Source organism: Shewanella waksmanii (assembly GCF_043643685.1).
Classification (GTDB): Bacteria; Pseudomonadota; Gammaproteobacteria; order Enterobacterales; family Shewanellaceae; genus Shewanella; species Shewanella waksmanii_A.
Genome location: NZ_JBHZSN010000010.1, coordinates 75,433 through 101,645 on the forward strand (window position 1 = coordinate 75,433; position 26,213 = coordinate 101,645).

The window sequence follows — 26,213 nt, forward strand, 5'->3', positions numbered from 1 at the left end:
TCATGAGCCATTTAGTATTAACACCTGGTAGCTTAACCCTAAAACAAATTCGTGATATTAGCCGTGGTAAAGTCAGCCTTGAGTTGGCCGACAGCGCCATTGCTGACATCAACACCAGTGCGGGCCTAGTGCAACAAGTGCTGGATGAAGGTCGTACTGTTTACGGCATCAATACTGGTTTTGGTTTATTAGCCAACACCAAAATTGCAGCAGATGATCTACAGTTGCTACAACGCTCTATCGTGCTATCACATGCTGCGGGTACTGGCATGTACATGCAAGATGCAACTGTACGTTTGATGATGGTGCTAAAAATTAACTCGTTAAGTCGTGGCTTTTCAGGCATTCGACTAGAAGTTATTAATTTCCTAATCGCGCTGGTCAATGCAGAAGTTTACCCTTGTGTACCAGAGAAAGGTTCAGTGGGCGCGTCGGGCGATTTGGCTCCGCTATCTCACATGTGCTTACCTCTGTTGGGTGAAGGTGAAATGAGCCACAAAGGCGAAATCATTTCTGCTGCCGAAGGGTTAGAGATTGCAGGCCTTAAGCCAATTGAGCTAGCTGCTAAAGAAGGTTTAGCACTATTAAATGGAACACAAGCATCGACCGCATTGGCACTTGAAGGTTTGTTTAATGCAGAAGATCTGTTTGCCGCAAGCTCGGTCATTGGCGCCATGAGTGTCGAAGCGGCAATGGGCAGTCGTAGCCCGTTTGATCCTCGTATTCATGCAGCACGTGGTCAGCGTGGCCAGATTGACTCGGCAGCGATTTTCCGTCACCTGCTGGGTGAAGAGTCTGAAATCAGCTTAGATCATGTCAATTGTGAAAAGGTGCAAGATCCGTATTCACTGCGCTGCCAGCCGCAAGTATTGGGCGCGTGTTTAACGCAGATTCGTCACGCCGCTGAAGTACTAGAAACTGAAGCCAATGGTGTGACTGATAATCCATTAGTATTCCAAGATACCGGCGACATTATCTCTGGTGGTAACTTCCATGCTGAACCCGTGGCAATGGCTGCAGATAACCTTGCTATTGCGATTGCCGAGTTGGGTTCAATTGCAGAGCGTCGTATCGCTCTGTTAATCGATTCAAACCTTTCTAAGCTACCGCCATTTTTGGTTGAAAACGGTGGGGTGAATTCAGGCTTTATGATTGCTCAGGTGACGGCGGCAGCTCTGGCTTCTGAAAACAAAACCTACGCTCACCCTGCATCGGTTGATAGCTTGCCGACTTCGGCAAACCAAGAAGATCATGTGTCGATGGCAACTTTCGCTGCACGTCGTTTGCGTGATATGTCTGAAAATACCCGTGGTGTGTTGGCTGTGGAGTTATTGGCTGCGGCGCAAGGGCTCGATTTCCGCGCTCCACTGCAACCTGCAAAAGCTGTTGCTCAAGCCAAGGCTGAGTTACGCGAACGGGTTAGCTATTATGATAAAGACCGATTCTTTGGTCCTGACATTGAGCACGCGACAGAGCTGCTATTGAGCGCAAGTTATAACCGTTACTTGCCTGAAGCGCTATTGCCTAGCTTGTAATTTGTTTGCGAGTGCAATACTAGGGCGTGTTGATTTTTCAAGATGATTTTTGCAGCAGTTTGTGGGTGCTTTATACAAGGCAGAGGCTTTGAAATGTAGCCCCCTACCTGATAAGCCGATAACGACGTAGAAAGAAGCCACAAACACTGCCCAGAGGGTTCGGCTACAAGCGTTTTACTCTTTGTTGAGCAGTATTTTGCTTAGCATGCTAGGCGGCAAACTGCTCGTCGCGATTAAAACGCTTGTATCTCGAACAAAATTTAACCGTGAAAGATCAACACGCCCTAAAAAAGGGCCTATTGGCCCTTTTTTGTTTTAAGCATAATTACATGGCAAAGCCGACACTGATCACCGCAGATTCGGTTGCTGAGTTATACCCAGCACCAATCATGAGTCCCATGTCCATGATATAGCGAAGACCGACTTCACCGCCCCAAGTCTTGTCGTCTTCTTTTTCCCATACAGGCTCACAGCCAACACACATCGGGGTGATATTGGTGGTGGAGTGAAGCTCTTGGATATAGGCCGTGGCACCGCCATAAATACTCATATTGTGCGTTAATGAGTAACTTAATCCAAAACGCCAAAGGGTCTCACGACTGTAAGCTTCGCCAGGTTCTTCTACTGTGACATCTTCATCTTTACTGCGGGCATAGCCAATGTAGTACCCCCAGTCTGTGTAGTCAGAGTCATAGTGGTAGGGCGCAAAGGTGATACCATACATATTATTCGTCGCAGGTATATAGTCGGCACTGACACTCATGACCGGTTTACGTTTGGTGACACCTTCATCATCAGTATAAGTATTAGCATTTGCTGCGAATGAAATGGCAATTGCACTAATGGCCACAGCGGTACGAATCATGACTCTTCCCCCCAATTGAACGAGTGGCATGATTGTGGTAAATCTCATTCTTTCAGTCAATTATAAGTGCTAAAATTCATTTCAAAATAAAGGCTTGTGTAATAAATGTGGCAATTTGGTTGACCAAGTGTAGACTGGTTTGAGTAGATGTCATTTTTTACACAATGTTTGTACTGGCAGAGGCGTTGGATAAGTAACATGGAAAAGCAAACAATTGATCAAGAGTTACGGCTGCAGTTAACCGACTGGCTATCGCAATGGGGAATAAACAGCGTACCCAGTGATGGCACGTCAACCTCGATTATGTTGCTGGCCAGTTTGATATTGGCGCTATTAGCTTACTTATTTGTGCGTCGAGGTGTGGTGCGGGCGATGAATGTGGTCATTCAACGCTCTAGGGTGTCATGGGATGATATTTTCATGAGCCACCGGGTATTAGAAAAGCTAGCCTATGTCGTGCCGGCGTTAGTGCTGAGTCTGCTGGTACCTATGGCCTTAGCGGAATACCACCTGTTGAGTAGTTTAGCCAGTCGACTATTAAGTGTTGCCATTGTGGTGCTGCTGGTGCGGGCAATTTTTAGTGCTTTTGATGCTGCAAATGAAATTGCTGATGTTAACCTTGTTAGTCGCCGCCTACCTATCAAAAGCTTTGTGCAACTGTTTAAGCTATTCCTGTTTTTCGTGGCAATCATCATCTCTATATCGGTGCTAGCCAACCAATCACCATTGATTTTCTTAAGTGGTTTAGGTGTTGCAACCGGTTTAGTCATGTTGGTGTTTCGCGATACCATTTTGGGCTTTGTGGCGGGTATTCAGTTAGCCGCCAACCGCATGGTGAGTCCCGGTGATTGGATTCAGATGGATAAGTATGGTGCTGATGGTGCTGTCGAAGAGGTCTCGTTAACCACGGTTAAGGTACAAAACTGGGACAAGACCATCACCATGATCCCGGCTTACGTGTTGGTTTCTGATGCATTTAAGAATTGGCGCGGTATGTCGGAATCAGGCGGTCGACGTATTAAGCGTTCGGTATTGATTGACATTGATACCATTGGTTTTCTCTCGGAAGAAGATGAACTTAGACTCAGTAAAATCAATCATCTAAAAACGTATTTGTCAGATAAACAAAGTGAGCTAAGTCAGCATAATGCCACGGTGGTAGACCCTGACTCGCCAGTTAACCGTCGCAAACTCACCAATATTGGTACTTTCCGCGCCTATATGTTGGCTTATTTAAAACAGCACCCGCAAATCCATCAAGATATGACCTTATTAGTCCGTCAATTGGCATCTAGCAAAGAAGGGGTGCCAATCGAGATTTATATCTTTACCAATGACACGCGCTGGGCAGTATACGAAGATATTCAGGCCGATATTTTTGACCATATTTTTGCGATTTTGCCGGAATTCAACCTCAAAGCTTTCCAAGCGCCAAGTGGTGCAGATTTACGTAGCTTAAAGCAGTAATCCCATACCAGAGCTTGGTTAGGACTAGCCATCTTTAGCGACCAAAATAGCGGCGAGTGCGATAAAGACTCCGCCGCTAGTTCGGTCAAACCAATGTAGCTTATTACTGGTTTTTAAACTGGGGGCCAGTACATTTGCCATGCTGGCATAGAGCATAACAAAGCTAAAATCGACCACCGCCCAGGTGATGGCCAAAATGGCCAATTGCGGACCTTGTGGTGCACTAATATCAATAAACTGTGGGAACAAGGCACCGAAAAACAACAGATCTTTGGGGTTGCTGATGCCAACCAGAAATGCTTCTTTGAACATTTGCTTCGGCGTGCCTTTGCCTTTGATATGTTGTAAATCTAACCCTTGGCCACTGGCTTTTGTGAGCAGCAGTTTGATGCCGAGATAAATAAGATAGGCTGCGCCGCAATACTTTAAGATGGTGAAGCCATATTCTGATGCACTTAATATCGCGCCTAATCCTGCCGCGGAAGCAAACATTAACAACAGTGCCGATGACACGCTACCTATCGCGGTAGCTAAGCTACGGGCCTTACCAAAGTGAATACCATGACTCATGGACAGCACCGCCATCGTACCGGGAGAGATGGCGATCAGCAAAATTGCGACTAAATACAACAGCCAAGTATCAAAGCTCATAAAATTGTATACAAAATTAGTGATGGCAGCACTATAGCGATTGTTGCCCAGATGCGCAATCTACTCACACGGTCACCAAAGGTATTGCTGATAGCGCAACTATTTTGGTTTAGGTGGCGTGTAATCGGGGATGTCTTTGGGGTGACGGCCTTTAATGCAGCGATAGAAATCAAGAATATGTTGCATATCTTGCTCTATGTTGCCACTGGCTGTCATTGACGGGGCGATAACCACGGCTTTACGGCCGAAGTCTAAACCTACCGTGACTATGGGGACGTCAGCTTGGGTGGCAATATGGTAGAAGCCTGTTTTCCAGCGCTTGACTGGGCTGCGAGTTCCTTCAGGGGCTAAAGCCAGTTTAAATTGAGGTTTGCTGGCGAATAACTTGGCGACAGCATCGACCAAATTGTTGCTTTTACGTCGGTCTACAGGCGTGCCACCTATGGCTCGAAACAGCCAGCCCCAAGGCGGAATAAACAACTGATGTTTACCTAAAAAGTTAATTTTTTCACCAATGGCCCCGCGTGCAATCACGCCGATAATAAAATCCCAGTTGCTGGTATGAGGGCCAACAATAACAATGTATTTATCTTGCTTCGGCATGTTGCCATCAACCTGCCAGCCGATGATGGCCAGTAGCATTTTGCATAGTGCTTGAATCATGTTGTGCCACTCTTATTCTTGACGCCCTATTATCATTTTAGTTGTTTTGATGGGGCGTTATGCGGTGATGTCATGTATAGTACACTTAAATTCGCATTGTGGAGAAGCTGATGATTAAAAAAGCATTTGGCTTACTTTTAATCTGTTTAGCCGCGTCGGTACAAGCGGTGCCAAGCGACGATATTGCTGAGATTCTTGCTCAGCAGGAGGCGGCGTGGAATCGTGGCGATCTTGATAACTATATGCGTGGTTACTGGAACAATGAGAAGTTGCGCTTTGTTTCCGGAAATAAGTTCAGCTATGGCTGGGAGAAAACCCTTGCAGCCTACAAAAAAAATTACCCAGACGTTGCCACACTTGGCAAGTTAAAGTTCACCATTGAAGAGACCAAAATGCTCAGCAATTATGCTGCGTTAGTGGTAGGTCGTTGGGAGCTAAAACGCGCCAAAGATAACCCTAATGGGGTGTTTACCTTGCTTGTGGAGCGCATCGATGATCGTTGGGTGATCACACACGATCATAGCTCAGATTAACCGCTTTATCTGACCACCGTTTAAGGCGTGACTGTAAAGGTTTCACTGCCTAGTTGTCGGCCTTTACCGTCGAAGCGTAATTCCATGATCTGCATTTGGCCGCTTCGATGGCGCAGTACAATACTGGTGGCGCGAGTACCGTATTCTGGGTGCTTGATGTAGATTGCAGACAGCAATCGTTCCCACTCAAGTGCGACACCGGTTTGTGGTAACTCGCTATCTTCTGCCAACGTTTCATCCTTCATTAATGCACTAAGCTGTAGCATGTTGGGCGCGGTTTTATCTTCGAGTAGTTGATTAACATAGCGCTGCAGTGCTTGGGTGCCTTTGGCCATTTTTGGCCAAACATCATCAAGTTCGCCATTACTAACGGCATGAAAGCCACTGCTTAGTGCGGTAGTGGTTTGGTTGACACTGTTGTAGCACTGCAATTGTTGGTTTTGTTCAAACACTAAATTAAATGGATTGTATTGCTGACTATTTGCTTGCAGCCACTGACTGTCTAGTGGGTGTGTATCATCCAGGGCCTGTAATACCAGATCACCGCGGCTTCGCATATCTTGTTGCTGCAATTGTGGCATGCGAATGTTCGTCAGGGCTGCAAATTGGCTGCGCTGATTGATACCTAACCATGTGCCGCCAGCTTCAAGATCTTTACCTGCGATAATCCCTTGGGGCTGCTGCCATTGATGCAGGCCTTGTGTCGGCCGGTGATGAAACTCATCTCGGTTGGCACAAACAATCAGTGGATAATCTGGGTGAACTTGATAAGCGACAAACAGGATACACATGGATTAACACTCAATGCCGTGGTCGATAGCATTCAATCTACTCGACTAACGGCATTGGGTCTAGCAGCTTTAGTGATGGTGAGCGTGGCCGTCTGAGTCGTTATGGTGGTGCGCGTGAGCTTTGGGTTTCCACAACATCACTCGCGCCATGAACTTTCTTGGGCCAAGTCGCAACAGGCTTGCTGCGAACAACAATGCCAACACAATGACTGCCGCAAAGCTGATGTTGTCAGGGATCACCATTACATTGTGCCAAGCTAATTGAACAAGCTCAGTGACAAAAATACCACCAATAATAGCACCGCACAGTAAGCCGATTTGCACCGCTGACATTAGTTTTATCTGAGCTAGATTAAATACAGGTGCCGCGATGAGCGCTAACATCACAGCCGCATTACTCCAGCCGCTATAGGCGAGGGCTAATGCCAGTACGGCACCGCCTAAATTGCAAAAGCGCATAGGTAAGAACAGTGCGAGCAATACTGCAACTTGTACCCAAGAGTTAGATAGCGGCACCGACGGATGACCAATAAGGTTGGCGAGCAATAGGCTCAAAATAACCCAAGGTGCACTGCGGTCAACCAAGTGTGCGAAGCCAAAACGCCAGCCTGATTCTGGCAGCTTTATGTGGGGATCGGTTGGTTCGACTTTACTCAACGTGAGTACAGCAGCAATCACAACGAGAATTAGCACTTGCATGATGGCAAATTCAGAACCTAACAATAGCCAAGTGACAATCAAGGCTTCAGGGCCGAGTAATCGTTGCAACCATTGCAAAGATAGGTGCTCGCTTTGGGGCGATAAGCCAAATTGGTAGCGTAAGGCGGCAAACAGATAGCTAAGCAGCAATACTGGCGCAATGGTGGTGATCCAGCTCATCAACTGTTCGGTGCTGTGGCCATGTTGATGGTGGTCATGACCGCCAGAATCGACCAGCAACAGTAAAGCTAACAGTGCGATGCCAAGTAAGCTGCCGATCCCAGCTTGGTACTCATACTTGCCTTGATTATCGTGGTTCTGTTGGCCGTGGGGCTGATGTAATACCACATGTAAGATTGAGCCTGTTACAAACGCCTGTAGGTAAACCGTGTTATCCAAACTCAAGTGAGTAAGTAGTTGCTCACCTGCAAAGTAGCCAGCAGCAGTGAGTACCATCATCGCCACTAGCACCACAGATGCCCAACGAGTGCCGACCTGGGGTTTCAATAACCACCAAATGGCTAAGCCCACGGGTAAGCGATGCAAAATGACGCCCAATGCCAATAGGGTCGATACACCTTCTTGTTGGGCGAGTACCATCGCACCGCCATCGGTGATCGTGTGCAGAAGCAGACCGCCGATACCGAGTATAAGGGTGAGGTTATGAGTGACTTCTGAATAGCGATGGAATAACCGCTCGCTAAGAGTTGGTCCCCATATGCCAATCATCACAAATACCAGTGCTAAAAAGCCGCCATGTTCGAGTAGTTCCGGCAGGATATGAACCAGTACTAAGCCGCCAAGTGAGACAAAGATAAAGCCATCTAAGCCTTTATGTAGCCCAGCTCCCGTGGTGAAGAAGCGGTAAAAGAGCGGGCCTAGCAATAGTGCTATACAGCTGGCAACGAGATATAACATGGTAATTCAGTGAAGGAGCCTTGGGAAACGACAGATTATAACATATCAATTGTATTTAGTTGATGCGGAAATCGCGTTGTGCGAATGATTTACATTCTAAAAGTGCGGTTTAGTTGCATAGATCACGAGTGCTGTAACGCTTGCGGCAACAAATGCAGGATAAATTATTGCAAAAGTGAGCCAATCTGATGATTGTTATGCCGAAAAGGTTATACAATATAGACTTTATTTGTGACAAAAAGCTTTCGCCATGGATACTCTCTCCGCAGCAGTAATGTTGTTTTTAATTATGGATCCCCTTGGGAACCTGCCTATTTTTGCTTCAATATTACGTCATATTGAACCGAAAAAGCGTCGCCGCGTGTTGGTACGTGAGCTCGTTATTGCACTGGTCATTATGTTGCTGTTTTTGTTTGCCGGTGAAGCTATTTTAAACTTCCTTAATTTACGCTCCGAGTCGGTCAGTATTGCCGGCGGTATCATTCTTTTTTTGATTGCCATTCGGATGATATTTCCTCAGCCCGGTGGCGTAGTTGGTTTGGCAGCCGGTGAAGAACCCTTCATTGTTCCTATGGCGATTCCTTTGATGGCAGGTCCATCTGTCTTGGCTGCCTTGATTTTGTTAGCCCATACCGATAGCAGTCGAATGGGAGATTGGACGATTGCATTATTGGCGGCTTGGGGGGCAAGTGCGGTTATTTTGTTGTTCTATAAGCTGTTTACTAAAGTGCTTGGCGAGAAAGGCCTGACCGCGGTAGAGCGTTTGATGGGGATGGTGCTGGTGATGCTATCGGTGCAGATGTTCCTTGATGGGGTTGCTAACTACATTGCCCATACCGGTTAACAATAGCGCCTATTTGCATAATGCTTGATAGTTTGTAATTATTGAATATTGTATTCAATAATTACAGCTAACTATGTTATCTACTCTTATTCTTTGTGCTGCTTGTATGATGGCAGCGTCAACTATGCCCGATAGCGATCTCCTTGACTACCGTGGTACACCGCAATCGATGGAGCAGAGAGATAACAAAGGGAATCTATTAATCCCTGCGGTGTATACCGATCAGGGGGCGTGGCACGGATTTCATTTACCAGCGACAGCAACAGACTTTGGCGCATTTACTGGGCCGTTGATCATTGCCCAAGAATACAGTGTGCATTTTAGTGATGCGATACAGAGGCTCGCACTAATTGATGCCGATGGTGGACAATCTTGGTCACTTGCTAGTGCGCCAAAACGTCAAATATATAGCCTATCAGATAGGCTAGTGCAGGAGTTTCACTGGCCGACATTAAGCTTAAAAACCCAATTGCAATTTAGTGATAACCGTACGGCCATTATTACCACAAGTTTGCATAACCACAGCGACGAGCCGCAACGTTGGCAACTTCGCTGGTATGGTCAGCCTTTTTCCTCTCACCCCAATATTGACAGCTATCAGCTGATTAACACCACGTCAAAACTCGATGCTGGGATCCGTTGGCAGTTAAATCCTACTCGAGAGACTTGGCAGCTTATGTTAGCTGACGCTGAATACGAAATACTGTTTGAGCATGCAACCAACATAGAAGTCACTGCTGAGGGCTACGAGGCTAGCAGTGCTGTTCTGTATCTTGAACCTAATTCTCAAGTGTCATTGCGCAGTGCACAGCGGTATTTCCATACTCAATCTGAGCGCAAACAGGCGGGTCAGATTAAGTGGTCTGAAGTGACTCAGCAGCTTCAGCGCAACAATCAGCGCTGGCAGCAGCGACTTGCTAAGCTAAATCGTGGTGGCTCGCTTATAGATAGCCGCATGGCCGCCAAAAGTATGCAAACCTTGATGCATAATTGGCGAAGTCCCGCAGGTGCCATTCGTCATGATGCCGTTACGCCGTCAATCACTTATAAATGGTTTAATGGTGTGTGGGCATGGGATAGTTGGAAACAAGCGGTAGCGCTCGCACAGTTTGACCCACAACTCGCCACGGCCAATGTCAGCGCGATGTTTGATTATCAGTTTACTGCTAACGACCCGGTACGCCCACAGGATGCCGGCAACCTGCCTGATGCCATATTTTATAACCAAGATAGTCAACGCCAAGGTGATGGTGGCAATTGGAATGAACGTAATGGTAAACCGCCTCTAGCAACATGGGCCATTTGGCAAATTTACCAACAAACTCAAGACAAACAGTTATTGGTTGAGTTTTACCCCAAACTGGTGGCCTATCATCAATGGTGGTATCGCAACCGCGACCATAACGGGAATGGTTTGGTGGAATACGGTGCCAATGTGCATCCATTGCATATTCAACAGGGTAAAGTGGATCGTAAAGCGGTGATTGAGGCGGCAGCTTGGGAGTCGGGAATGGACAATGCTCCCCGCTTCGATGATAGCCCCGAATTGCAGATCCTCGAGAATATCGGTTTGGTAGCTGGTTCTAGTGAACCGCAGTTATTGGGATATTCCATTTCACAGGAATCGGTTGACCTGAATGCTTACCTTTATGCAGAAAAGCGCTGGCTTGCTGACATTGCGCAAGTGTTAGGAAAGCAGCAGGACAGCAAGCAGTGGCAACAACAAGCTGACGTGTTACAAGCGCAAATCCAGACACAGATGTTTGATAATGAAAGTGGCTTTTTCTACGACTTACGTTTTGATGAGCAGCGTAGTTGGCGCATGGTAGATGCTGGCCGCGGTGTTGAAGGCTGGGTAGCGTTATGGGCTGGGGCTGCGAGCAAGCAACAAGCACAGCAAATGGTCTCTCGTTATCTTAATGATGCAGCCTTTGCCACCAAAGTTCCGTTTCCAACTGTCAGTGCTGATAGTCCGGCATTTGCCCCAAGTCAGTACTGGCGCGGTCCGGTTTGGTTAGATCAAAGTTACTTTGCCCTGCATGGTTTGGCCCGCTATGGTTACATTGCCGAAGCAAAGCAATTAGCAAGACAATTAGTTGAAGCTGGTGAAGGTATGCAAACCCAACAACCGATTCGAGAAAACTATCATCCAATCACAGGTGAAGGGCTACATTGTACTAATTTTAGCTGGTCAGCTTCGGTTCTTTTATTGCTGTATAGCGATTGGTTGCATCAGCAGCAAGATTAGGCTGGCTGAGGTAGTGCTTCAATCGCTGCTTTTGCTGCTGGTAAAAAAATCTCACTGACAATCAGCTGTTTGTCATGGTGCTTGAAATAACGGCGTCGTCCCCATAGCGGTTGTGCTTGGTCTTGATCAAGCTGTTTTACTAATGCGGCCAACTTGTCACAGGGAGTAAAGTGACAAGCTTCAATGAGCCCCGGGGTGAATTGATCGCTCGTAAACAATAACTCACCTAAAGGCCGGGTACCGAGCCCAACAAAGTCTGATTGGCTTTGCGAAATGAGTTGAGTGGGGATCAGGGTTCGTGCAAACACCCATGGGACACCATCAAGACAAAGTAACACTTCACGAACCCAAGTTTGTTGTGGCTGGCTTAATTCGCCCGCCAAAGGGTTGATATTGCCTTCACCGAGAATTTTCACTTCAAAATGCTGGCATTGGGCGCGTAGCTTTTGGGTTAAGCTACCAGTACTGAGTAACCAGTCTCGAAACGTTGATGCAGGTAAGGGAGTGATGGCTTCGGGTGAATACCACTGTACAGCTTCACCATAGGGGAAGCTTAATTTCGTCACACTCATTTCATTCTCAGTACAATACAAATAACCGCCTAAGTTTACCATGCGTTACGGCAAACCAGAAAGCGCTGTGCAGTACCCGTTAAGATATTTCGCCAAGAAATTCACTTGGACAGGAAATCTTCGCTGACCTCTGTCATAATTGAGCTAGCGAACCAAGTAAGCCTGGTTATATTAGGAGTTATTGTTAGATATGAAAAAGTTAGTGTCATTATGGCTCATCCTTGTGTTGGGCGTTTTTTCTGCGTTTTCCCATGCAGAGGAAGAAGAGAGGCTCGACACCTATGCCTATTATGGTTTTGAGCCTGACATCGTAACCAATTACATTTCTAATCGTAAAAAGCTTGGTTTTGTCCGTATCGGCGTAGAATTAATGGTTAAGGCACCGGAAGATTTGATTGCGCTGGAGCGTCATGATCCATTACTGCGCGCGGCGATTGTTGAGATTCTAGGGTCGCAAACTGAAGACAAGGTGAAGTCATTAACCGGCAAGGAGGATATCCGCCGTGAATGTTATGACACCATCAATAATTTGCTGGAAGCGGAAACTGGCAAAGCAATGGTGGTTAACCTGTTATTTACTAAATATTTGTACGATTAGGACATGTTGGCCTAATCGCCTTACGCACCAGTCAATGGGGCGGCCTGCTTTGAGTTAAGCGAATTTTATGAGTAAAGCCTCTCGGCACAGTTTTGTGCGCACCCATCCCTCGGAAAAAAAGCGTGCAGTCCACACTGCTAAAGCCGTAGCATCTAAAAAACACGCTGCAGCAACATCTGCATCACATGTCGTCCCTCGCGGTGATTATCAAATTGTGCCAGCCTATAAAACGGGCTTACATCCGCGAAATATTCATAATCAAGACTATGATTTTTCAGCACTCGTTGCCGCCTTTCAACCACTTAAAGCTTTTGTTAGGCCAAATCCCTACGGCAAACTATCTATCGATTTTGCAGACGCTGAAGCCGTTAAACATTTAAATGCGGCGTTATTGAAGCACCATTACCAAATTGACAACTGGGATATTCCTGCTGGATTCTTGTGCCCGCCCATTCCTGGCAGAGTGGATTATCTGCATTACTTGGCTGATCTATTAACAGAGCGCCCCCTTGATGGACAAAATGTCCCATCTATTCCTAAGCGATTGTATGGTCATCAAATTAAGCTGTTAGATATCGGCACGGGAGCCAATGGTATCTACCCACTACTGGGGAACAGTTGTTATGGTTGGCAGTTTGTCGCCAGTGATATTGACCCAGTGTCGGTGAAAAATGTGCAGCAGATAGCTAAGGCTAATCCTAAACTGACTCAGCAGTTATCGGTGCGGTTACAAGACAATCGAGGGAAAATATTCGATGGCATTATTGCGCCGAAAGAGCGATTTGATGTCACCTTATGTAATCCGCCATTTCACGCTTCGTTGGCTGAAGCCACTAAGGGTACTCAGCGCAAATTAACCAACCTCGCTGCTAACCGCGCGGCAAAAGGTCATCAAAGCAGCCAAGCTACTTCTAAGCTAAATTTTGGTGGCCAAAAAGCTGAACTATGGTGTGAGGGCGGTGAGCGTCGATTTTTACTCGATATGATTAGCCAAAGTAAGCCCTATGCCGCGCAATGCTTGTGGTTTACTAGTTTGGTGTCTAAAAAAGAGAACCTTAAGCCTTGTTACCAAGCACTAGAGAGTATGGGGGCTGTGGCGGTAAAAACTATCAACATGGCGCAGGGAAATAAACAAACGCGCATATTGGCATGGAGCTATTTAGACAAGTCACAAAGAGTGACTTGGTCTAAATTACGCGCCTTGATAGATGATAGGTAGATGAGCTTTGCTCGCCATAGACGGCTATGGGACATGAATAGGGAGGTCGATTATATGAGTAGTCCTTTAGCGGGTGATTATCTCGCAGCCGTGAGGCGTCAGAAGATAAAACAGTGGCAGCAAAACCAAAGCGTTAACATAGCCTTAGCCATAGACCTTTATCAGCAACAACACTGTCTGTTGCACGATAATGTTGTTATAGAAGTCGGTGAAACTTATACCTTGGATGCCGATGGGTTTGAGATGATTTTGGTTAGCCAAATTGTAGAAACTGGACTGCTGCAACTGGATATTGAGTTGCGTGGTGCGTTATCTAGTGATCAGTCCTTCTCTAGTGATCAATCCTTGCAGCAACGACTTATGCTCTCGCCGCAGCGGCAATGTCAGTCTCATTTTGCGGACGATGAGCAGATGTGGCTTAGCGTTCTGGCTAAGCCATTGCCCTAGCATTATTTAAGGTGCCTGCCACCATCGAGGGGCAGCGAACGCCCTGTCACATAATGACTGCCCATTAAGTACATAACCGCATCCCACATTTCATGCTCACCAGCGACGCGTTGCATTAAGGATTTATTGATGGCCTTTTGTTTGTAATCTTCGCCATCATCGTCATTAAAGCAGATGAGCGCCGGTGCAATACTGTTCACTTTGACTTTGGGAGCAAGCAAATTAGCGAATGATAGGGTCATATTTTCTAAAGCAGCTTTACTTGCAGCATAGGCGATGTGTTTATTGCTGCCTTTTTGTGCCACATAGTCAGTGATATGGATAATATTGCTTTGATGCTCGCCCGCCTGCAGCAAGGGAGCCAAGGCCAGATTGATTTGATACGGTGCATTGACATGTACCTGCATCATTGTCGTTAAGATGTCGGCTGCTGGTTGCGGTGCATTGTCTGGTAACCATAATGAGGCGTTATGGATGATGCCATCAAGTTGCTGGTAGGCGGCGGTGATTTTTTCGATAAGCCGCTGAACTTGTTGGTTATCAGTGAAATCGCAGCAATAAAGATCTGCGCCTGATTCCGCTAGGGTGTCGATGCTGGGATAATGGCGTCGATAGGTACCGATCACCTGATAGCCTTGGCGTATAAAGGCATTGGCGAGGTAAAGACCAATGCGTTTACCTACGCCGGTGATCAAGATGGTTTTTGTCATTATCGTGTCACTCAATTTTTGAAATAAATGTGCTGATGTTTTGTCATGTTAGCGTCTGGTTTGCTGCAATTAAAGTGGCTAAGCGAGCAAAGAGCTATGCAAGAAACTCGGCGCGGGTATCTGGGTTTGCTTTAAAGCAGCCACCTAGCGCAGTCGTTTGCGTGGCGGACTGACTATCCATGATGCCGCGTGATTTAACACAGTAATGAGTGGCAGTGATCGTGACAGCGACATCTTGGGTGTCCAATAAGGTTTGTAACGCCACCAAAATCTGCTGTGTCAATCGCTCTTGCACCTGTGGACGCTGCGCAAAGAATCGCACTATGCGATTGATTTTCGATAATCCCAATATCGATTTGTGAGGAATATACGCCACTTTGGCAAGGCCATCGATGGTGATGAAATGATGCTCGCAGGTGCTGGTAAGGCTGATATCGGATACTTTAACCATCTCATCTAAGCCCATCTTATTGTCGATTTGAGCGATGCTGGGAAAGTTATCGTAGTCGAGGCCAGAAAATATCTCGTTGACGTACATTTTGGCAATTCGATGTGGTGTTTCACACAAGCTATCATCGGTTAAATCAAGGCCTAGTGTCTCGACCACATCGGTCATTAAATGCTTAATCTTTTCATATTTTTGCTGACTATTCATGTCAGAAGGAAGTAGTGGAGTTTCTAATCCTTGGGCGATTAGAGCCTGTTTCACTTGTTCGGCTGCTGGCGACATAATGCTCTCCGGAAAATAGGGTTATTGGCGCTCTTCTAAATGGCTTTCAAGGGTGAGCGACACGGAATCGGCAAACCTCAACGCATGGGGTTTATCGACTTTGACTTGGCAATAACGTACCCATGGATGTTCACAACCAATCTCAAGAATGTCAGACACCAGTTTTTCCAGGAGTAAAAATCGCCCTTCTTCAACATGTTGAATCACTTTCTTAGTGACGGTCTTGTAGTTTAGCGCGTTATTGACGTCATCGGTTTGCGCTGACAGTGAGGCGGGGTAATGTATCTCTATGTTGATAACAACGTCCTGCTGTTTTTCACGTTCCTCGGGATTAAAGCCGATGAACGTGCGCAGCCGTAGGTTGGTGATATTGATTTTTGCATTGCTGATGCTCATAGTAGTTCCTTCTCATTTTCAAATTGATACGTTAGAGAAGGCTAAAGGGATCAGTGCTGTTTATGCGCTGGCCTGCAAACGGCGTTGATTGACTAGGAGCCATTGATCAGGATGATTAGACTCGCTAACCAACAAGATTTAGCTCAGGTCCAAAAGCTCTACCAAGTTTTGCGTCCCCATGACCCAGAGCTGTCAGCTGAGGTTGCAGCACAGACTTGGCGGCGGCTTTGTGAAGATAGTAATACCCATATCATCGTAGCTGAAGTGGAGGGGCAGTTAGCTTCAACTTACTCGCTGACTTTAAATCTCAGCCTGGCCAATGGTGCTAGGCCGTTCGCTATGATAGAGCATGTGATTACGTTAGATGCGTTTCGTCGCCGAGGATTAAGCCAAGCCGTGCTGAAATATGGGATCGAGCTCGCGTGGCAGCTGGATTGTTATAATACCAATCGGCATAAAGATGTGATAGCTCAGCGAGAGTTTAGCGCCTCTGAGACAAGGCAACGAATGAAGGGCATAGTTACTCTACGTTCAAGTTCGTTTACACAGTATCAGAAGTGCTAAAACTCGCCCTTTGGGCGCTTTTTTGGCTGCCTACTTCTTCGTTGAATAACTTCCCAATAGAACCACTATTACTTAAGTTATTCGTCTCGAACTCGTTTGCCAAAAATAGCGCTGAGTAGATCACTTTCTTATGCCGATTGGTATAAAGTGATGTTATTGTCAGGCGCGCAACTGCATGGTGCCCATCGCTTGTACGAGTCTGTGGGTATGCGGGGGGATATCGAAAGGGGTTTTGTCATCAAACAACCAACAAGTTAATAGGGCAGTTATGACTCAATTTACTACTGAACGCTTAATCGTTAGCGGCGTAGATATGGCGGCCGCTCACCTGCAAAATTATACCTTGCTTGAGGAAGTTATCACCCTATTAACCCCTGCTGTTGTGGCACCATTGCCGGCCTATTTCCAAGGCATAAATGATATTGACGCAGCCAAAGATTGGTTAGTAAAAATCACAGATGACAGTGAATTACTACTGGTTAGGTGTCGGCAAAGTCATCAGTTGTTGGGGCTAGTGTTCATTCATTTTGATTGCCAACTAGCGCATATCGGCTATTTGATACGTCAACAAAACTGGAGACAGGGGTTGGCCTCTGAGTTATTAAGTGAGTTGATAATACAAATGCGAACAGTTGAAAACTTAACGTGTTTAATGGCAGGTGTGAGTGCTGACAATCGAAGTTCAATGCACTTATTGCAAAAATTGGGCTTTGTTAATATTACCAAGGACCAAGGCGACAGTTTGCACTACCAACTCACTTTGTAAATTGGTAATGCTAAACTGTCTTTGTGCCGGCTCTTAAGAAGGTGTCCAAATTAGCTTACCGCAATCAGTCAGATCGTAGCCTCCCAAGGTGGCCGCTAACTGTTTGGTTTGGGTACTGGCCAACAAGTCGAACAGGGCTTGTAACTGGCGTCTAAAATAGATGCCTTGAGGCATGACAAAATCAAAAGATTCGGTGATGAGTGGTACAAAACTTAAGCCACTTTCCATCGCCACCGACTGGCAACCAAAGCCGATGTCAGCTTCGTTTCTAGCAATAAAGCCAGCAAGTTCGCGTTCACTATGGGCGGTGACTGAAAAGCTCAAATGACTCACTGCAGCGCCTTGCTTCATTAACCAATGCTCTAGATGCTGCTGACTGCCAGCGCCTTCTTGGCGGCCAACCCAGCGCCAAGGCATACTGACTATCTTATCTTCTTCTTGGCAGCGTTGATGCATGTCTGGTCGCATCATCAAGCCTTGCTTTCGAGTGTAGCCATGGACCATCACCCATTGCTGGTGATTCGGGTAGCCTTTGAGTAAAGCAGGGTGTCTAACATTACTTTCCTCTACGGTGCCCCAATGTAAGGTACAAACGTCAGCATAGCCTCTTGATAACAGGTCTAAACCCATTCGAGAGCCGGTTGCACTGTAGCTAACTAAGTCACTTTTGCCGATGCGACACATGAGGCGTGCAACTAGCATGGACAATAATGGATCGTCACTGCCGGTAATATGCATGCGGTCAGATAACATGCCGCTGTGGCAAGAATCCATTACCCATCTGTCGATTAAAATCTTAGGAAATAACCACTTACCAGTTACTTTTGTCGCAGGAAGAATGCGGTCGTTCGCCATGGCGTAGACTTTCTTCTCATTGAGATCCAAATATTCAGCGACTTGCTTAGCGCTCATATAGATAAGTTCACTAGGTTCAGTCATGGATTTTCCTTAACACAATAAACACTCATATTCGCCAATTTACTTTGCCGCTCTTTTAGGAGGCATATCATCAAATTCGATATTTTCTGCGCCGTTATAGATTAAGAAATGACGGCCTTTGGCGCGGGCAATCATAGTGATACCTAACTTTTGCGCCAATTCTAAGCCCATTTGAGTTGCGCCGCTGCGCGATAGCAGCACCGGAATCCCCATCTTGGCAACCTTAATCACCATCTCAGAGGTCAAGCGCCCAGTGGTGTAAAACAGCTTGTCGTAACCCACTTCTTGGTTAAGCCACATCTCACCAGCCAAGGTATCGACCGCATTGTGGCGACCCACATCTTCAACAAAGCCGGTGATCTGGTCATCTTTACACAGGCCACAACCGTGAACAGCACCAGCGTTCTTGTAGGTTTCATTGTATTCGCTGATATTTTTTAACAGACGATAAATCATACTTTGTTTGAGCTTAGGCTGAGGTAGGTTAATCTCATCCAGTCCGTCCATGAACCCGCCGTAAACCGTACCTTGACCGCAGCCAGTGGTGACGGTTTTTTCAGACAGTTTGTCTTCTAAGTCGGCGGTATTTTCTTTAGTTAACACCGCGGCTGAGTTCACGTCCCAGTCAATAATCACTGATTCAAGCTGTTTAACATCAGAGATGAAGCCTTGATTCTTTAAATAGCCTAAGGCAAGCGATTCAGCTCTAGCACCCAATGTCATAAGCGTGACGATAGGCTGCCAATTGAGGTAAACCGTTAGCGGGCGCTCGCAAGCGATATGTTTATCAACAGCTTCGCCTTGTTCATTCACGGCTTTGACGGCAATCGTCAGTGGGACCTCAACATCGGTTTTAACTAAGGTTGGATTACGTTTCATGGCGCTCATTTCGTTGTGTAGTCACAATAGACAGCCTCAAGCATAGCAATATTCATTCCTTATGCAGCGATTCTTAATGAAATGCGTGATCTGGTCGATTTTTGTCGCTATCGACGCCCTTTATTGTCCCGTTTCGACTGGCAGCTTGGACAAATTGTCCTACGCTTATTGTGGAAATGATGATCTAGTTCAAACTATTGAGGCTTATTAACTGGCATCAATATTGCAGCTGCATAGACATCGCTGAGCGGAAAATAGCTGATTCTCTATGTTTGAGTCGGCTTTCCATAGCAAGACGGAGACGGAATGCAGCATACCGAAAGTCAATGGCCCATGTACGTATCTTTGAAAAAAACAGAGAAACTTGTGGGTCGCTGGACATCAGTCCAGTGGGAAATCGATCAGATTGTTCCTGCCACCCATGAAGCCCCTGAAGGGTCTAAACTCGTTGTTTTAGAGTTGTACCGTGATGAGCGCGCCAGTTATCGCTTAAACCTCGATATGGACAATACCATGCTCTATATTGTCTGTGATGAACTTGAAGATGGTACTTGGGTTCCAGCGGCAATTTCGGCCGACCAGAATGTCGCCGCCGGTTGCTTAGAAGGTGATACCCCAGTGTTAAACATACCAATGCCAAGTGCCATTGCATGTTGGATAGAAGCGTTCATTACTCGTCACGGTGAAGTTGAGATTAGTGCTCACCGTCGTAAGCATGTGAACCGACGTAAAGGCGAGGGACCTAGCCAAAGTAATAGTCATGGGCGAGGTTAATTATGAGTGAACAGTCGAGTGGCTTTTTATCACGCTGGAATCTTCGCAGGCAAAAGGTCGAAGAAGAGAAGCTAGCCGAAGAAGCTGAAGCAGCTAAGCAAGCACAGCAGACAGCTGATGAGCAGCAAGCCGAAGAGCCTGTTGTTGAAGCTGAAATGTCTGTAGCGGACACCGCGGAAGATAAAGTGCTTGGTGCAGAAGACTTGCCAGATCCCGAGAAAATTGAGGTGGGTGGCAGTTTTGCCAGCTTTATGGCTGACAATGTTGACCCAGCAGCTAAAACGGCCGCATTAAGAGCACTTTGGAAACAACCGCATTATAACGAAATTGATGGCTTGCTTGAGTACGCATTGGATTACAGTAACCAACCAAAGTTAAGTGCTGATGTGTCACAAGAGCTCACCAAAAAGATTTTCCGACACATCACTAAAGATGATGAAGAGACTCAAGAGTCTGCAGAAGAGATGACTGCAGATTCCGCCGTAGAACGTGAAGCGCAAATGGCGAAAATCACCGAAAACAACAGCGAGGACATTTTGGACGAAGGTACTGTCGAGGTGTCCCAAAATGAACCAGATGTAGACGGTGAAACAAAAGGAACTGTTGCTTAAGGTAAGTTTGGAGAGTTATTAAACCCATAAATTTGGTACGTGAATTGCTGTATTACAAATATAAATAGGTGAAGCTGGCGCATTTAAAGCGCAGCCATCAAGAGCAAAACAGCCACCTAGCCGACAGCAGCGGCCAAAACTGTTCAGGAACGCAATGTGAGCATACATTTAAATAGTAGTGAATCAGCTGACTTAAAGCAGATCCGTCAGCAAGTATTGGGGCAAACCCAGATTCTACAGAATCTGATCCCACCGACAGTGAGTTATACCACTGAAGGCAATGTGTTGGTCATCGGGCCAGAAGATTTGGCACGTTTGGCTGCAGACCGTTTGTCCAACATGGGACAAGTGGCTATTTTGGCAAATGAATCTATCACTAGCCAAGACGAAGCACACCTTGAAAAGGTGATGCAGTCTGCAGAACACATCGAAAGTTATTACAACAAACTCATCGAGATCAAAGGCTTTTTAGGTCAGTTCCAAGTCAAAGTTGAACCTGAATCAGCCACCGAAACCTCGGCAATTGATTTAAGTCTTGCCGCCATTCGTAAAGCCCATTTTGACCTTATCCTTGATTTAAGCATCGCACCTTGTATCAACCTAGAGATGCTGCCACCTGGATATTTTTATGTCGGTCAAGATCAGGCTAAGTTAGATGAAGCCATTGAACAGCTTCCTAGCATGATTGGTGAGTTTGATAAGCCTCGATACGTGAAAGTGAATAGCGAGATTTGTGCGCATCACCGCAACGGCTTAGACGGGTGTAACCGTTGTTTAAATTTCTGCCCAGCGGATGCGATTCAAAGCATCGACAAAGTCATTGAGATCGACCCTTATCTTTGTCACGGTGCTGGTAGTTGTACCAACGCCTGCCCAACTGGGGCTATTGCCTATGATTTGCCTACGCCACAAGCGCTGCACTCTTATCTACATAAGTTAGTCGGGCGCTTCCGTGAGCAAGCTCAAACTGCACCTGTGATCCTATTCCATGACGCAGCTAATGGTGCGGCGTTAATTAATGAAGAACTTCCAGGCGCGATTATTCCTGTTGAGCTGGAAGAGATTACCGTGGCCAGCATGGACCACTGGATGTCTGCGCTAGCTTGGGGCGCACGTCAAATCTTGGTGCTTAATACCGACGCCACAGCGCCAACTTTGACGCAAATGCTTAATGGTGAGCTAAAACTTGCTAATGACATTTTGGATGAGATGGGTCAGCCGCAACGCATTAGCGTCGTCAATCAAGAGCAACTAAATGAGTTAGGTGATTTGATTGCAACCAGTGCCAATTGGCCAGTGATTGTTCCTGGTGAATTTGCGCCTACAACGAAGCGCGACACCTTGTATGCCGCTGTTGACCACCTTAATGAGCAAGCAGCGTCAATTGATAGCTGCTTAACTAAAAGCAATATTCCTTTCGGTAAGGTCAGTGTTAACACTGAAAACTGTACCTTGTGTCTGTCTTGTGTGTCGACTTGTCCGACTCAAGCACTGACCGATGGCGGTGACTTACCAGCACTGAACTTTGTTGAGCAAGATTGTGTTCAGTGTGGTTTGTGTGAAACGGCTTGTCCTGAAAAAGTGATTAGCCTGACACCACAAATCAACTTTGATAAAGCGGCGCGTCAACAGCGTCAAACGTTGAAAGAGGAAGCCCCATTCGAATGTATTCGTTGTGGCACCGCTTTCGCAACCCAGTCCATGGTGCAACGGATGCTGGATGTAGTCGGTGGCCATAGTGCATTTAGTGCTAACACTGAGCGCTTAAAAATGTGCGGCGACTGCCGGGTTAAAGATATGTTTGAAGACATTCTTCAAGATCCTGAAAAGCAACTGCGATAAGAGTTTAACTATGACCGAACAAGTAAGAGAAGTTTCAGAAAACGATCAGTTAAGAGCCGATATTTATCATTTACTCGCGGCACTTTTACGCAGTCAGCCTAGTGCTGAGCTATTGGCTTTTTTACAAGAGCTAGAAGTTGATGCTGATGACGATAGCGAAATGACCAAAGCCTGGCTTGCCCTCAAATTGGCGGCTGGCCAGTTCACCAGCGAGCAGCTAGAAGATGAATACTTCAACATCTTCTTAGGTGTAGGTAGTGGTGAAATCTTGCCTTACGGCAGTTGGTTTATGACAGGTTCATTAATGGACAAGCCGCTAGCATTGCTACGTCAAGATTTGATGCAGCTAGGCTTTGAGCGCGAAGAAGAAGTGAAAGAGCCTGAAGATCATGTTGCCGCATTATGTGAAGTGATGGGTGTATTGATTTTGGAAGCACCAGGCTACCGTCAGCTGGCGTTTTATCAGCGTCATATTGGCAGCTGGATTGAGCGTTTCTGTGACACATTGGCAGCAACACCAAGTGCGGCTTTCTATGCCACTGTTGCACAGTTAGCCAAAGCGTTCTTCGAAATTGAAGCTAACGAATTTGAACAATTGAGTTTAGATATCCCTGTTAACTGCCCTGGCAGTGAAGCAGAAAAAATCACCCCAACCACTAGCGAACTTGCGTCTTAGTGAATGGGTAGATCTTAGGCCATCTTAGAAATTTGTCGTTGAGATGGTGTGCAAGAACTGAGGGGGAACCCTCGCATGAGTTGGGTAGTGCTTATGCTAATGCGTAATGAGATGTGAGAGTCAACGATACGCAGCGGCATAAGTATCACCTTTAGTAAAAAAACAAATAGGAGACACTATGAAGAAGCAAGCTTCTGACATGGGCCGCCGCCAACTGCTTAAAGCATTGGCATTGGGTAGTGCTGCTGGTGCTGTTGCGACAGTAAGTGGACAAGCCGTAGCGGCAACGCCATCTATTGAGCCTACAGCAAAGGGCGATGGCTACCGTGAAACCGATCATGTTCGTAGTTATTACGATTCTTTGCGTAGCAAGTAATTAAATACTTAATACATAAAGAATAATTTAAGGAGATGTGTGATGCGATTAACCCGCAAAACAGACCAAGCAACAACGGCACCGAGTAAGCCGGCTCTAGGTCTAAACCGTCGTCAATTCCTACAGTCTGCAGGTCTTGCAACTGGTGGTATTGCTGCGGCTTCTATGCTTGGCGCAGGAATGATGCGTAAAGCTGAAGCAAAAGATGTAGCTCATGATGCACCAACTGAAGTAAAACGTACTATTTGTTCTCACTGTTCAGTGGGCTGTGGTATTTATGCCGAAGTACAAAACGGTGTATGGACTGGTCAAGAACCAGCATTTGATCACCCATTCAACGCTGGTGGTCACTGTGCCAAAGGTGCTGCACTGCGTGAACATGGACACGGTGAGAAACGTCTTAAGTACCCAATGAAGCTTGAAGGCGGTAAGTGGAAGAAACTATCTTGGGATCAAGCGATTGAAGAAGTGGGTGCTAAGGCGCTACAGATTCGTCAAGAATCAGGTCCAGATTCAGTATTCTTCATGGGTAGTGCGAAGTTCTCGAACGAACAAGCTTATATGTACAGAAAGTTCGCGGCAATGTGGGGCACAAACAACGTCGACCACTCTGCTCGTATCTGTCACTCTACCACGGTAGCCGGTGTTGCAAACACTTGGGGCTACGGTGCGCAAACCAACTCGTTCAACGACATTCGTAAAGCCAAAGCCATGATGTTCATTGGGTCTAACCCAACTGAAGCGCACCCGGTTGCGATGCAACATGTCTTAGAAGGTAAAGAGCGCGGCGCGAAGGTTATTGTTGTTGATCCTCGTTTCACCCGAACTGCAGCTAAGTCTGACGAGTTCGTGCATATCCGTCCTGGTACGGACATCCCATTCATTTATGGTCTACTATGGCACATCTTTGAAAATGGCTGGGAAGATAAAGACTTTATCAACCAACGTGTATACGGTATGGAACGCATCCGTGAAGCGGTTGCTAAGTGGACACCCGCTGAAGTTGAAAACGTGGCCGGTGTACCTGAAGCGCAAATGCGTCGCGTTGCTAAGATGTTGGCTGAAACTAAGCCTGGCACCATCGTTTGGTGTATGGGTGGTACTCAGCACCACGTTGGTAATGCCAATACCCGTTCATACTGTATCCTGCAATTAGCCCTAGGTAACATGGGTGTTGAAGGTGGCGGTACTAACATTTTCCGTGGTCACGATAACGTACAGGGTGCGACCGACTTCGGTCTACTGTTCGATACGCTACCTGGTTATTACGGTCTGAAAACCGGTTCTTGGAAGCACTGGTGTAATGTTTGGGACCTAGACTATGAGTGGGTTAAAGGTCGCTTCGACCAAGAGCAATACCTAGGTCAAGATCCAATGACATCTACAGGTATCCCATGTTCACGTTGGCATGATGGTGTACTTGAAGACAAATCTAAGATTGCCCAAAAAGATAACATCCGTATGTCATTCTTCTGGGGTCAATCAGTTAACACCGAAACCCGTGGCCGTGAAGTGCGTGAAGCACTGAACAAGATGGACACAGTTGTGGTTGTTGACCCATTCCCAACGATGGCTGGTGTAATGCACGAACGTACTGACGGTGTGTATCTATTACCTGCAGCAACACAGTTTGAAACTTACGGTTCTGTGTCAGCGTCAAACCGCTCGCTACAGTGGCGTACTCAAGTTATCGAACCACTATTCGAGTCTAAGCCTGACCATGTGATCATGTACAAGCTAGCCAAGAAATGGGGTATCGAAAAAGAATTCTGTAAGCATATTAAAGTGAACGGTGATGAGCCGTTGATTGAAGATATTACCCGTGAATTCAACAAAGGTATGTGGACTGTTGGTTATACTGGTCAAAGCCCAGAGCGTTTGAAAATGCACCAAGAAAACTGGGGCACTTTCGATATTAACTCTCTTGAAGCTCCTGGTGGCCCAGCTCGCGGCGAAACCTATGGTCTACCATGGCCATGTTGGGGTACGCCAGAGATGAAGCATCCAGGTACTCAGATCCTTTACCGCACTGGTCGCCACGTTAAAGACGGCGGTGGTAACTTCCGTGCACGTTATGGTGTTGAGCATAATGGTAACAACATCTTGGCTGAAGGTTCTTACTCTAAAGGCAGTGAGATTCAAGACGGTTACCCAGAGTTTACCGACAAGATGCTTAAGCAACTTGGTTGGTGGGATGAACTGACCGACGAAGAGAAGCAACACGCGGAAGGTAAGAACTGGAAGACCGATATCTCAGGTGGTATCCAGCGTGTGGCTATTAAGCACGGTTGTATTCCTTATGGTAATGCAAAAGCCCGTTGTATTGTTTGGAACTTCCCAGATGATATCCCTGTGCACCGTGAGCCGCTATATACACCTCGTCGTGATCTGGTTTCTAAATACCCAACTTATGATGACCGTATGGTTGCACGTCTTCCAACGCTTTATAAGTCAATTCAGGATCAAGACTTTGCTAAGGACTTCCCATTAGCACTGACTTCTGGTCGCTTAGTTGAGTACGAAGGTGGTGGTGAAGAAACGCGTTCTAACCCATGGCTTGCAGAACTTCAGCAAGAAATGTTTATCGAGATCAACCCTGCTGATGCAGCGGATCGCGGTATTCGTGACGGTGATGACGTTTATGTTCACAGTCCAGAAGGGTCGAAGATCACCGTTAAAGCTATGGTGACTCCTCGTGTTATCGAAGGTGAAAGCTTCATGCCATATCACTTTGCGGGTGTCTTTGAAGGTAAGAGCCTTGAGAAGAACTACCCAGAAGGTACGGTTCCTTACGTGATTGGTGAGTCTGCCAACACCGTATTGACCTATGGCTATGATGTTGTGACACAGATGCAAGAGACGAAGTCTAGCTTGTGTCAAATCACCAAAAAAGCCTAACT

General features: G+C 46.5%; 27 protein-coding genes. 16 read left to right on the top strand and 11 right to left on the bottom strand.

Features of this window, described 5'->3' with window-relative positions; translation table 11 throughout:
• Nucleotides 1-2 precede the first annotated feature (2 nt).
• The gene (hutH, locus tag ACHUFW_RS15365) at nt 3-1,535 is read left to right on the top strand and encodes a histidine ammonia-lyase (RefSeq protein WP_394204225.1); all 1,533 of its coding nucleotides are present in this window, start codon (nt 3-5) and stop codon (nt 1,533-1,535) included.
• Nucleotides 1,536-1,860: 325 nt separating this feature from the next.
• Here hutH and ACHUFW_RS15370 read toward each other — a convergent pair whose 3' ends face one another.
• A complete protein-coding gene (locus tag ACHUFW_RS15370; RefSeq protein ID WP_394204226.1) occupies nt 1,861-2,400 on the bottom strand; it encodes a TonB-dependent receptor in 540 nt (179 codons plus the stop codon).
• 213 nt (nt 2,401-2,613) lie between these two features.
• Here ACHUFW_RS15370 and ACHUFW_RS15375 point away from each other — a divergent pair, with 213 nt between their 5' ends.
• Nucleotides 2,614-3,867, top strand: a complete 1,254-nt coding sequence (locus tag ACHUFW_RS15375) for a mechanosensitive ion channel family protein (RefSeq protein ID WP_394204335.1) — start codon at nt 2,614-2,616, stop codon at nt 3,865-3,867.
• A gap of 24 nt (nt 3,868-3,891) precedes the next feature.
• Here ACHUFW_RS15375 and ACHUFW_RS15380 read toward each other — a convergent pair whose 3' ends face one another.
• Together ACHUFW_RS15380 and ACHUFW_RS15385 are read right to left on the bottom strand one after the other, a co-directional pair.
• The gene (locus ACHUFW_RS15380; protein WP_394204227.1) at nt 3,892-4,518 is read right to left on the bottom strand and encodes a LysE family translocator; all 627 of its coding nucleotides are present in this window, start codon (nt 4,516-4,518) and stop codon (nt 3,892-3,894) included.
• A gap of 99 nt (nt 4,519-4,617) precedes the next feature.
• On the bottom strand, nt 4,618-5,181 hold the full coding sequence (locus ACHUFW_RS15385) for a lysophospholipid acyltransferase family protein (protein WP_394204228.1): 564 nt from the start codon (nt 5,179-5,181) through the stop codon (nt 4,618-4,620).
• Nucleotides 5,182-5,291: 110 nt separating this feature from the next.
• On the opposite strand from ACHUFW_RS15385, the gene ACHUFW_RS15390 reads away from it, so the two are divergent.
• Complete coding sequence (locus tag ACHUFW_RS15390; RefSeq protein WP_394204229.1) at nt 5,292-5,714, top strand: YybH family protein; 423 nt, start codon at nt 5,292-5,294, stop codon at nt 5,712-5,714.
• Between the two features lie 20 nt (nt 5,715-5,734).
• Here the strand turns inward: ACHUFW_RS15390 and ACHUFW_RS15395 are convergent, their stop codons facing one another.
• Nucleotides 5,735-6,505, bottom strand: coding sequence for an NRDE family protein (locus ACHUFW_RS15395; RefSeq protein ID WP_394204230.1), 771 nt, complete (start codon nt 6,503-6,505; stop codon nt 5,735-5,737).
• Between the two features lie 69 nt (nt 6,506-6,574).
• Entirely contained in the window at nt 6,575-8,122 is a 1,548-nt protein-coding gene (locus ACHUFW_RS15400) for a metal transporter (RefSeq protein WP_394204231.1), read from the bottom strand.
• Between the two features lie 250 nt (nt 8,123-8,372).
• On the opposite strand from ACHUFW_RS15400, the gene ACHUFW_RS15405 reads away from it, so the two are divergent.
• Together ACHUFW_RS15405 and ACHUFW_RS15410 are read left to right on the top strand one after the other, a co-directional pair.
• Nucleotides 8,373-8,966 (top strand): YhgN family NAAT transporter, encoded by a 594-nt coding sequence (locus ACHUFW_RS15405; RefSeq protein ID WP_394204232.1) that lies wholly within the window; start codon nt 8,373-8,375, stop codon nt 8,964-8,966.
• 106 nt (nt 8,967-9,072) lie between these two features.
• A complete protein-coding gene (locus ACHUFW_RS15410) occupies nt 9,073-11,214 on the top strand; it encodes an MGH1-like glycoside hydrolase domain-containing protein (protein WP_394204233.1) in 2,142 nt (713 codons plus the stop codon).
• Here the strand turns inward: ACHUFW_RS15410 and ACHUFW_RS15415 are convergent.
• On the bottom strand, nt 11,211-11,786 hold the full coding sequence (locus ACHUFW_RS15415; RefSeq protein WP_394204234.1) for a chorismate--pyruvate lyase family protein: 576 nt from the start codon (nt 11,784-11,786) through the stop codon (nt 11,211-11,213). The two genes, ACHUFW_RS15410 and ACHUFW_RS15415, sit on opposite strands and share 4 nt — an antisense overlap.
• A gap of 190 nt (nt 11,787-11,976) precedes the next feature.
• On the opposite strand from ACHUFW_RS15415, the gene ACHUFW_RS15420 reads away from it, so the two are divergent.
• From ACHUFW_RS15420 to ACHUFW_RS15430, 3 genes are all read left to right on the top strand, one after another.
• Nucleotides 11,977-12,384, top strand: a complete 408-nt coding sequence (locus ACHUFW_RS15420) for a flagellar basal body-associated protein FliL (protein ID WP_394204235.1) — start codon at nt 11,977-11,979, stop codon at nt 12,382-12,384.
• A 67-nt stretch (nt 12,385-12,451) separates the two neighbouring features.
• Nucleotides 12,452-13,603, top strand: a complete 1,152-nt coding sequence (gene rlmF, locus ACHUFW_RS15425; RefSeq protein WP_394204236.1) for a 23S rRNA (adenine(1618)-N(6))-methyltransferase RlmF — start codon at nt 12,452-12,454, stop codon at nt 13,601-13,603.
• A 54-nt stretch (nt 13,604-13,657) separates the two neighbouring features.
• Nucleotides 13,658-14,050 (top strand): hypothetical protein, encoded by a 393-nt coding sequence (locus ACHUFW_RS15430; RefSeq protein ID WP_394204237.1) that lies wholly within the window; start codon nt 13,658-13,660, stop codon nt 14,048-14,050.
• Nucleotides 14,051-14,052: 2 nt separating this feature from the next.
• Here ACHUFW_RS15430 and folM read toward each other — a convergent pair whose 3' ends face one another.
• The 3 genes from folM to folX all read right to left on the bottom strand — a co-directional run bounded on the left by folM (nt 14,053) and on the right by folX (nt 15,880).
• A complete protein-coding gene (gene folM, locus ACHUFW_RS15435; protein WP_394204238.1) occupies nt 14,053-14,760 on the bottom strand; it encodes a dihydromonapterin reductase in 708 nt (235 codons plus the stop codon).
• Nucleotides 14,761-14,854: 94 nt separating this feature from the next.
• On the bottom strand, nt 14,855-15,490 hold the full coding sequence (folE, locus tag ACHUFW_RS15440) for a GTP cyclohydrolase I FolE (RefSeq protein WP_394204239.1): 636 nt from the start codon (nt 15,488-15,490) through the stop codon (nt 14,855-14,857).
• A 21-nt stretch (nt 15,491-15,511) separates the two neighbouring features.
• Nucleotides 15,512-15,880 carry a dihydroneopterin triphosphate 2'-epimerase gene (gene folX, locus ACHUFW_RS15445; protein WP_394204336.1) on the bottom strand — a complete coding sequence of 123 codons (369 nt, stop codon included), beginning with the start codon at nt 15,878-15,880 and terminating at the stop codon, nt 15,512-15,514.
• A gap of 117 nt (nt 15,881-15,997) precedes the next feature.
• Between folX and ACHUFW_RS15450 the strand changes: the two genes are divergently transcribed.
• A complete protein-coding gene (locus ACHUFW_RS15450) occupies nt 15,998-16,450 on the top strand; it encodes a GNAT family N-acetyltransferase (protein WP_394204240.1) in 453 nt (150 codons plus the stop codon).
• Nucleotides 16,451-16,718: 268 nt separating this feature from the next.
• Nucleotides 16,719-17,216 (top strand): GNAT family N-acetyltransferase, encoded by a 498-nt coding sequence (locus ACHUFW_RS15455; RefSeq protein WP_394204241.1) that lies wholly within the window; start codon nt 16,719-16,721, stop codon nt 17,214-17,216.
• 33 nt (nt 17,217-17,249) lie between these two features.
• Here ACHUFW_RS15455 and ACHUFW_RS15460 read toward each other — a convergent pair whose 3' ends face one another.
• Both ACHUFW_RS15460 and ACHUFW_RS15465 read right to left on the bottom strand, forming a co-directional pair.
• Nucleotides 17,250-18,155 carry a substrate-binding domain-containing protein gene (locus ACHUFW_RS15460; protein ID WP_394204242.1) on the bottom strand — a complete coding sequence of 302 codons (906 nt, stop codon included), beginning with the start codon at nt 18,153-18,155 and terminating at the stop codon, nt 17,250-17,252.
• A gap of 39 nt (nt 18,156-18,194) precedes the next feature.
• Nucleotides 18,195-19,043 carry a formate dehydrogenase accessory sulfurtransferase FdhD gene (locus ACHUFW_RS15465; RefSeq protein ID WP_394204243.1) on the bottom strand — a complete coding sequence of 283 codons (849 nt, stop codon included), beginning with the start codon at nt 19,041-19,043 and terminating at the stop codon, nt 18,195-18,197.
• Between the two features lie 297 nt (nt 19,044-19,340).
• Between ACHUFW_RS15465 and ACHUFW_RS15470 the strand changes: the two genes are divergently transcribed.
• The 6 genes from ACHUFW_RS15470 (at nt 19,341) to ACHUFW_RS15495 (ending at nt 26,211) form a co-directional block, all read left to right on the top strand.
• Complete coding sequence (locus ACHUFW_RS15470) at nt 19,341-19,808, top strand: DUF3305 domain-containing protein (protein WP_394204244.1); 468 nt, start codon at nt 19,341-19,343, stop codon at nt 19,806-19,808.
• 2 nt (nt 19,809-19,810) lie between these two features.
• The gene (locus ACHUFW_RS15475; protein ID WP_394204245.1) at nt 19,811-20,419 is read left to right on the top strand and encodes a DUF3306 domain-containing protein; all 609 of its coding nucleotides are present in this window, start codon (nt 19,811-19,813) and stop codon (nt 20,417-20,419) included.
• Nucleotides 20,420-20,575: 156 nt separating this feature from the next.
• Nucleotides 20,576-22,261, top strand: coding sequence for a 4Fe-4S binding protein (locus ACHUFW_RS15480; RefSeq protein WP_394204246.1), 1,686 nt, complete (start codon nt 20,576-20,578; stop codon nt 22,259-22,261).
• Between the two features lie 10 nt (nt 22,262-22,271).
• Nucleotides 22,272-22,937, top strand: coding sequence for a TorD/DmsD family molecular chaperone (locus tag ACHUFW_RS15485; protein ID WP_394204247.1), 666 nt, complete (start codon nt 22,272-22,274; stop codon nt 22,935-22,937).
• Between the two features lie 178 nt (nt 22,938-23,115).
• The gene (locus ACHUFW_RS15490) at nt 23,116-23,313 is read left to right on the top strand and encodes a twin-arginine translocation signal domain-containing protein (RefSeq protein ID WP_394204248.1); all 198 of its coding nucleotides are present in this window, start codon (nt 23,116-23,118) and stop codon (nt 23,311-23,313) included.
• Nucleotides 23,314-23,355: 42 nt separating this feature from the next.
• A complete protein-coding gene (locus ACHUFW_RS15495; RefSeq protein ID WP_394204249.1) occupies nt 23,356-26,211 on the top strand; it encodes a formate dehydrogenase subunit alpha in 2,856 nt (951 codons plus the stop codon).
• Nucleotides 26,212-26,213 lie beyond the last annotated feature (2 nt).

Bases quoted from the DNA above. Each gene is read 5' to 3' on its own strand.
- folM (WP_394204238.1), bottom strand. From the start codon at position 14,760: ATGACAAAAACCATCTTGATCACCGGCGTAGGTAAACGCATTGGTCTT.
- ACHUFW_RS15450 (WP_394204240.1), top strand. From the start codon at position 15,998: ATGATTAGACTCGCTAACCAACAAGATTTAGCTCAGGTCCAAAAGCTC.
- ACHUFW_RS15475 (WP_394204245.1), top strand. From the start codon at position 19,811: ATGAGTGAACAGTCGAGTGGCTTTTTATCACGCTGGAATCTTCGCAGG.
- rlmF (WP_394204236.1), top strand. From the start codon at position 12,452: ATGAGTAAAGCCTCTCGGCACAGTTTTGTGCGCACCCATCCCTCGGAA.
- ACHUFW_RS15380 (WP_394204227.1), bottom strand. From the start codon at position 4,518: ATGAGCTTTGATACTTGGCTGTTGTATTTAGTCGCAATTTTGCTGATC.
- ACHUFW_RS15420 (WP_394204235.1), top strand. From the start codon at position 11,977: ATGAAAAAGTTAGTGTCATTATGGCTCATCCTTGTGTTGGGCGTTTTT.
- ACHUFW_RS15495 (WP_394204249.1), top strand. From the start codon at position 23,356: ATGCGATTAACCCGCAAAACAGACCAAGCAACAACGGCACCGAGTAAG.
- ACHUFW_RS15460 (WP_394204242.1), bottom strand. From the start codon at position 18,155: ATGACTGAACCTAGTGAACTTATCTATATGAGCGCTAAGCAAGTCGCT.
- hutH (WP_394204225.1), top strand. From the start codon at position 3: ATGAGCCATTTAGTATTAACACCTGGTAGCTTAACCCTAAAACAAATT.
- ACHUFW_RS15430 (WP_394204237.1), top strand. From the start codon at position 13,658: ATGAGTAGTCCTTTAGCGGGTGATTATCTCGCAGCCGTGAGGCGTCAG.
- ACHUFW_RS15455 (WP_394204241.1), top strand. From the start codon at position 16,719: ATGACTCAATTTACTACTGAACGCTTAATCGTTAGCGGCGTAGATATG.
- ACHUFW_RS15400 (WP_394204231.1), bottom strand. From the start codon at position 8,122: ATGTTATATCTCGTTGCCAGCTGTATAGCACTATTGCTAGGCCCGCTC.
- folE (WP_394204239.1), bottom strand. From the start codon at position 15,490: ATGTCGCCAGCAGCCGAACAAGTGAAACAGGCTCTAATCGCCCAAGGA.
- ACHUFW_RS15490 (WP_394204248.1), top strand. From the start codon at position 23,116: ATGAAGAAGCAAGCTTCTGACATGGGCCGCCGCCAACTGCTTAAAGCA.
- ACHUFW_RS15385 (WP_394204228.1), bottom strand. From the start codon at position 5,181: ATGATTCAAGCACTATGCAAAATGCTACTGGCCATCATCGGCTGGCAG.
- ACHUFW_RS15465 (WP_394204243.1), bottom strand. From the start codon at position 19,043: ATGAGCGCCATGAAACGTAATCCAACCTTAGTTAAAACCGATGTTGAG.
- ACHUFW_RS15390 (WP_394204229.1), top strand. From the start codon at position 5,292: ATGATTAAAAAAGCATTTGGCTTACTTTTAATCTGTTTAGCCGCGTCG.
- ACHUFW_RS15415 (WP_394204234.1), bottom strand. From the start codon at position 11,786: ATGAGTGTGACGAAATTAAGCTTCCCCTATGGTGAAGCTGTACAGTGG.
- ACHUFW_RS15485 (WP_394204247.1), top strand. From the start codon at position 22,272: ATGACCGAACAAGTAAGAGAAGTTTCAGAAAACGATCAGTTAAGAGCC.
- ACHUFW_RS15470 (WP_394204244.1), top strand. From the start codon at position 19,341: ATGCAGCATACCGAAAGTCAATGGCCCATGTACGTATCTTTGAAAAAA.
- ACHUFW_RS15395 (WP_394204230.1), bottom strand. From the start codon at position 6,505: ATGTGTATCCTGTTTGTCGCTTATCAAGTTCACCCAGATTATCCACTG.
- ACHUFW_RS15405 (WP_394204232.1), top strand. From the start codon at position 8,373: ATGGATACTCTCTCCGCAGCAGTAATGTTGTTTTTAATTATGGATCCC.
- ACHUFW_RS15370 (WP_394204226.1), bottom strand. From the start codon at position 2,400: ATGATTCGTACCGCTGTGGCCATTAGTGCAATTGCCATTTCATTCGCA.
- ACHUFW_RS15410 (WP_394204233.1), top strand. From the start codon at position 9,073: ATGATGGCAGCGTCAACTATGCCCGATAGCGATCTCCTTGACTACCGT.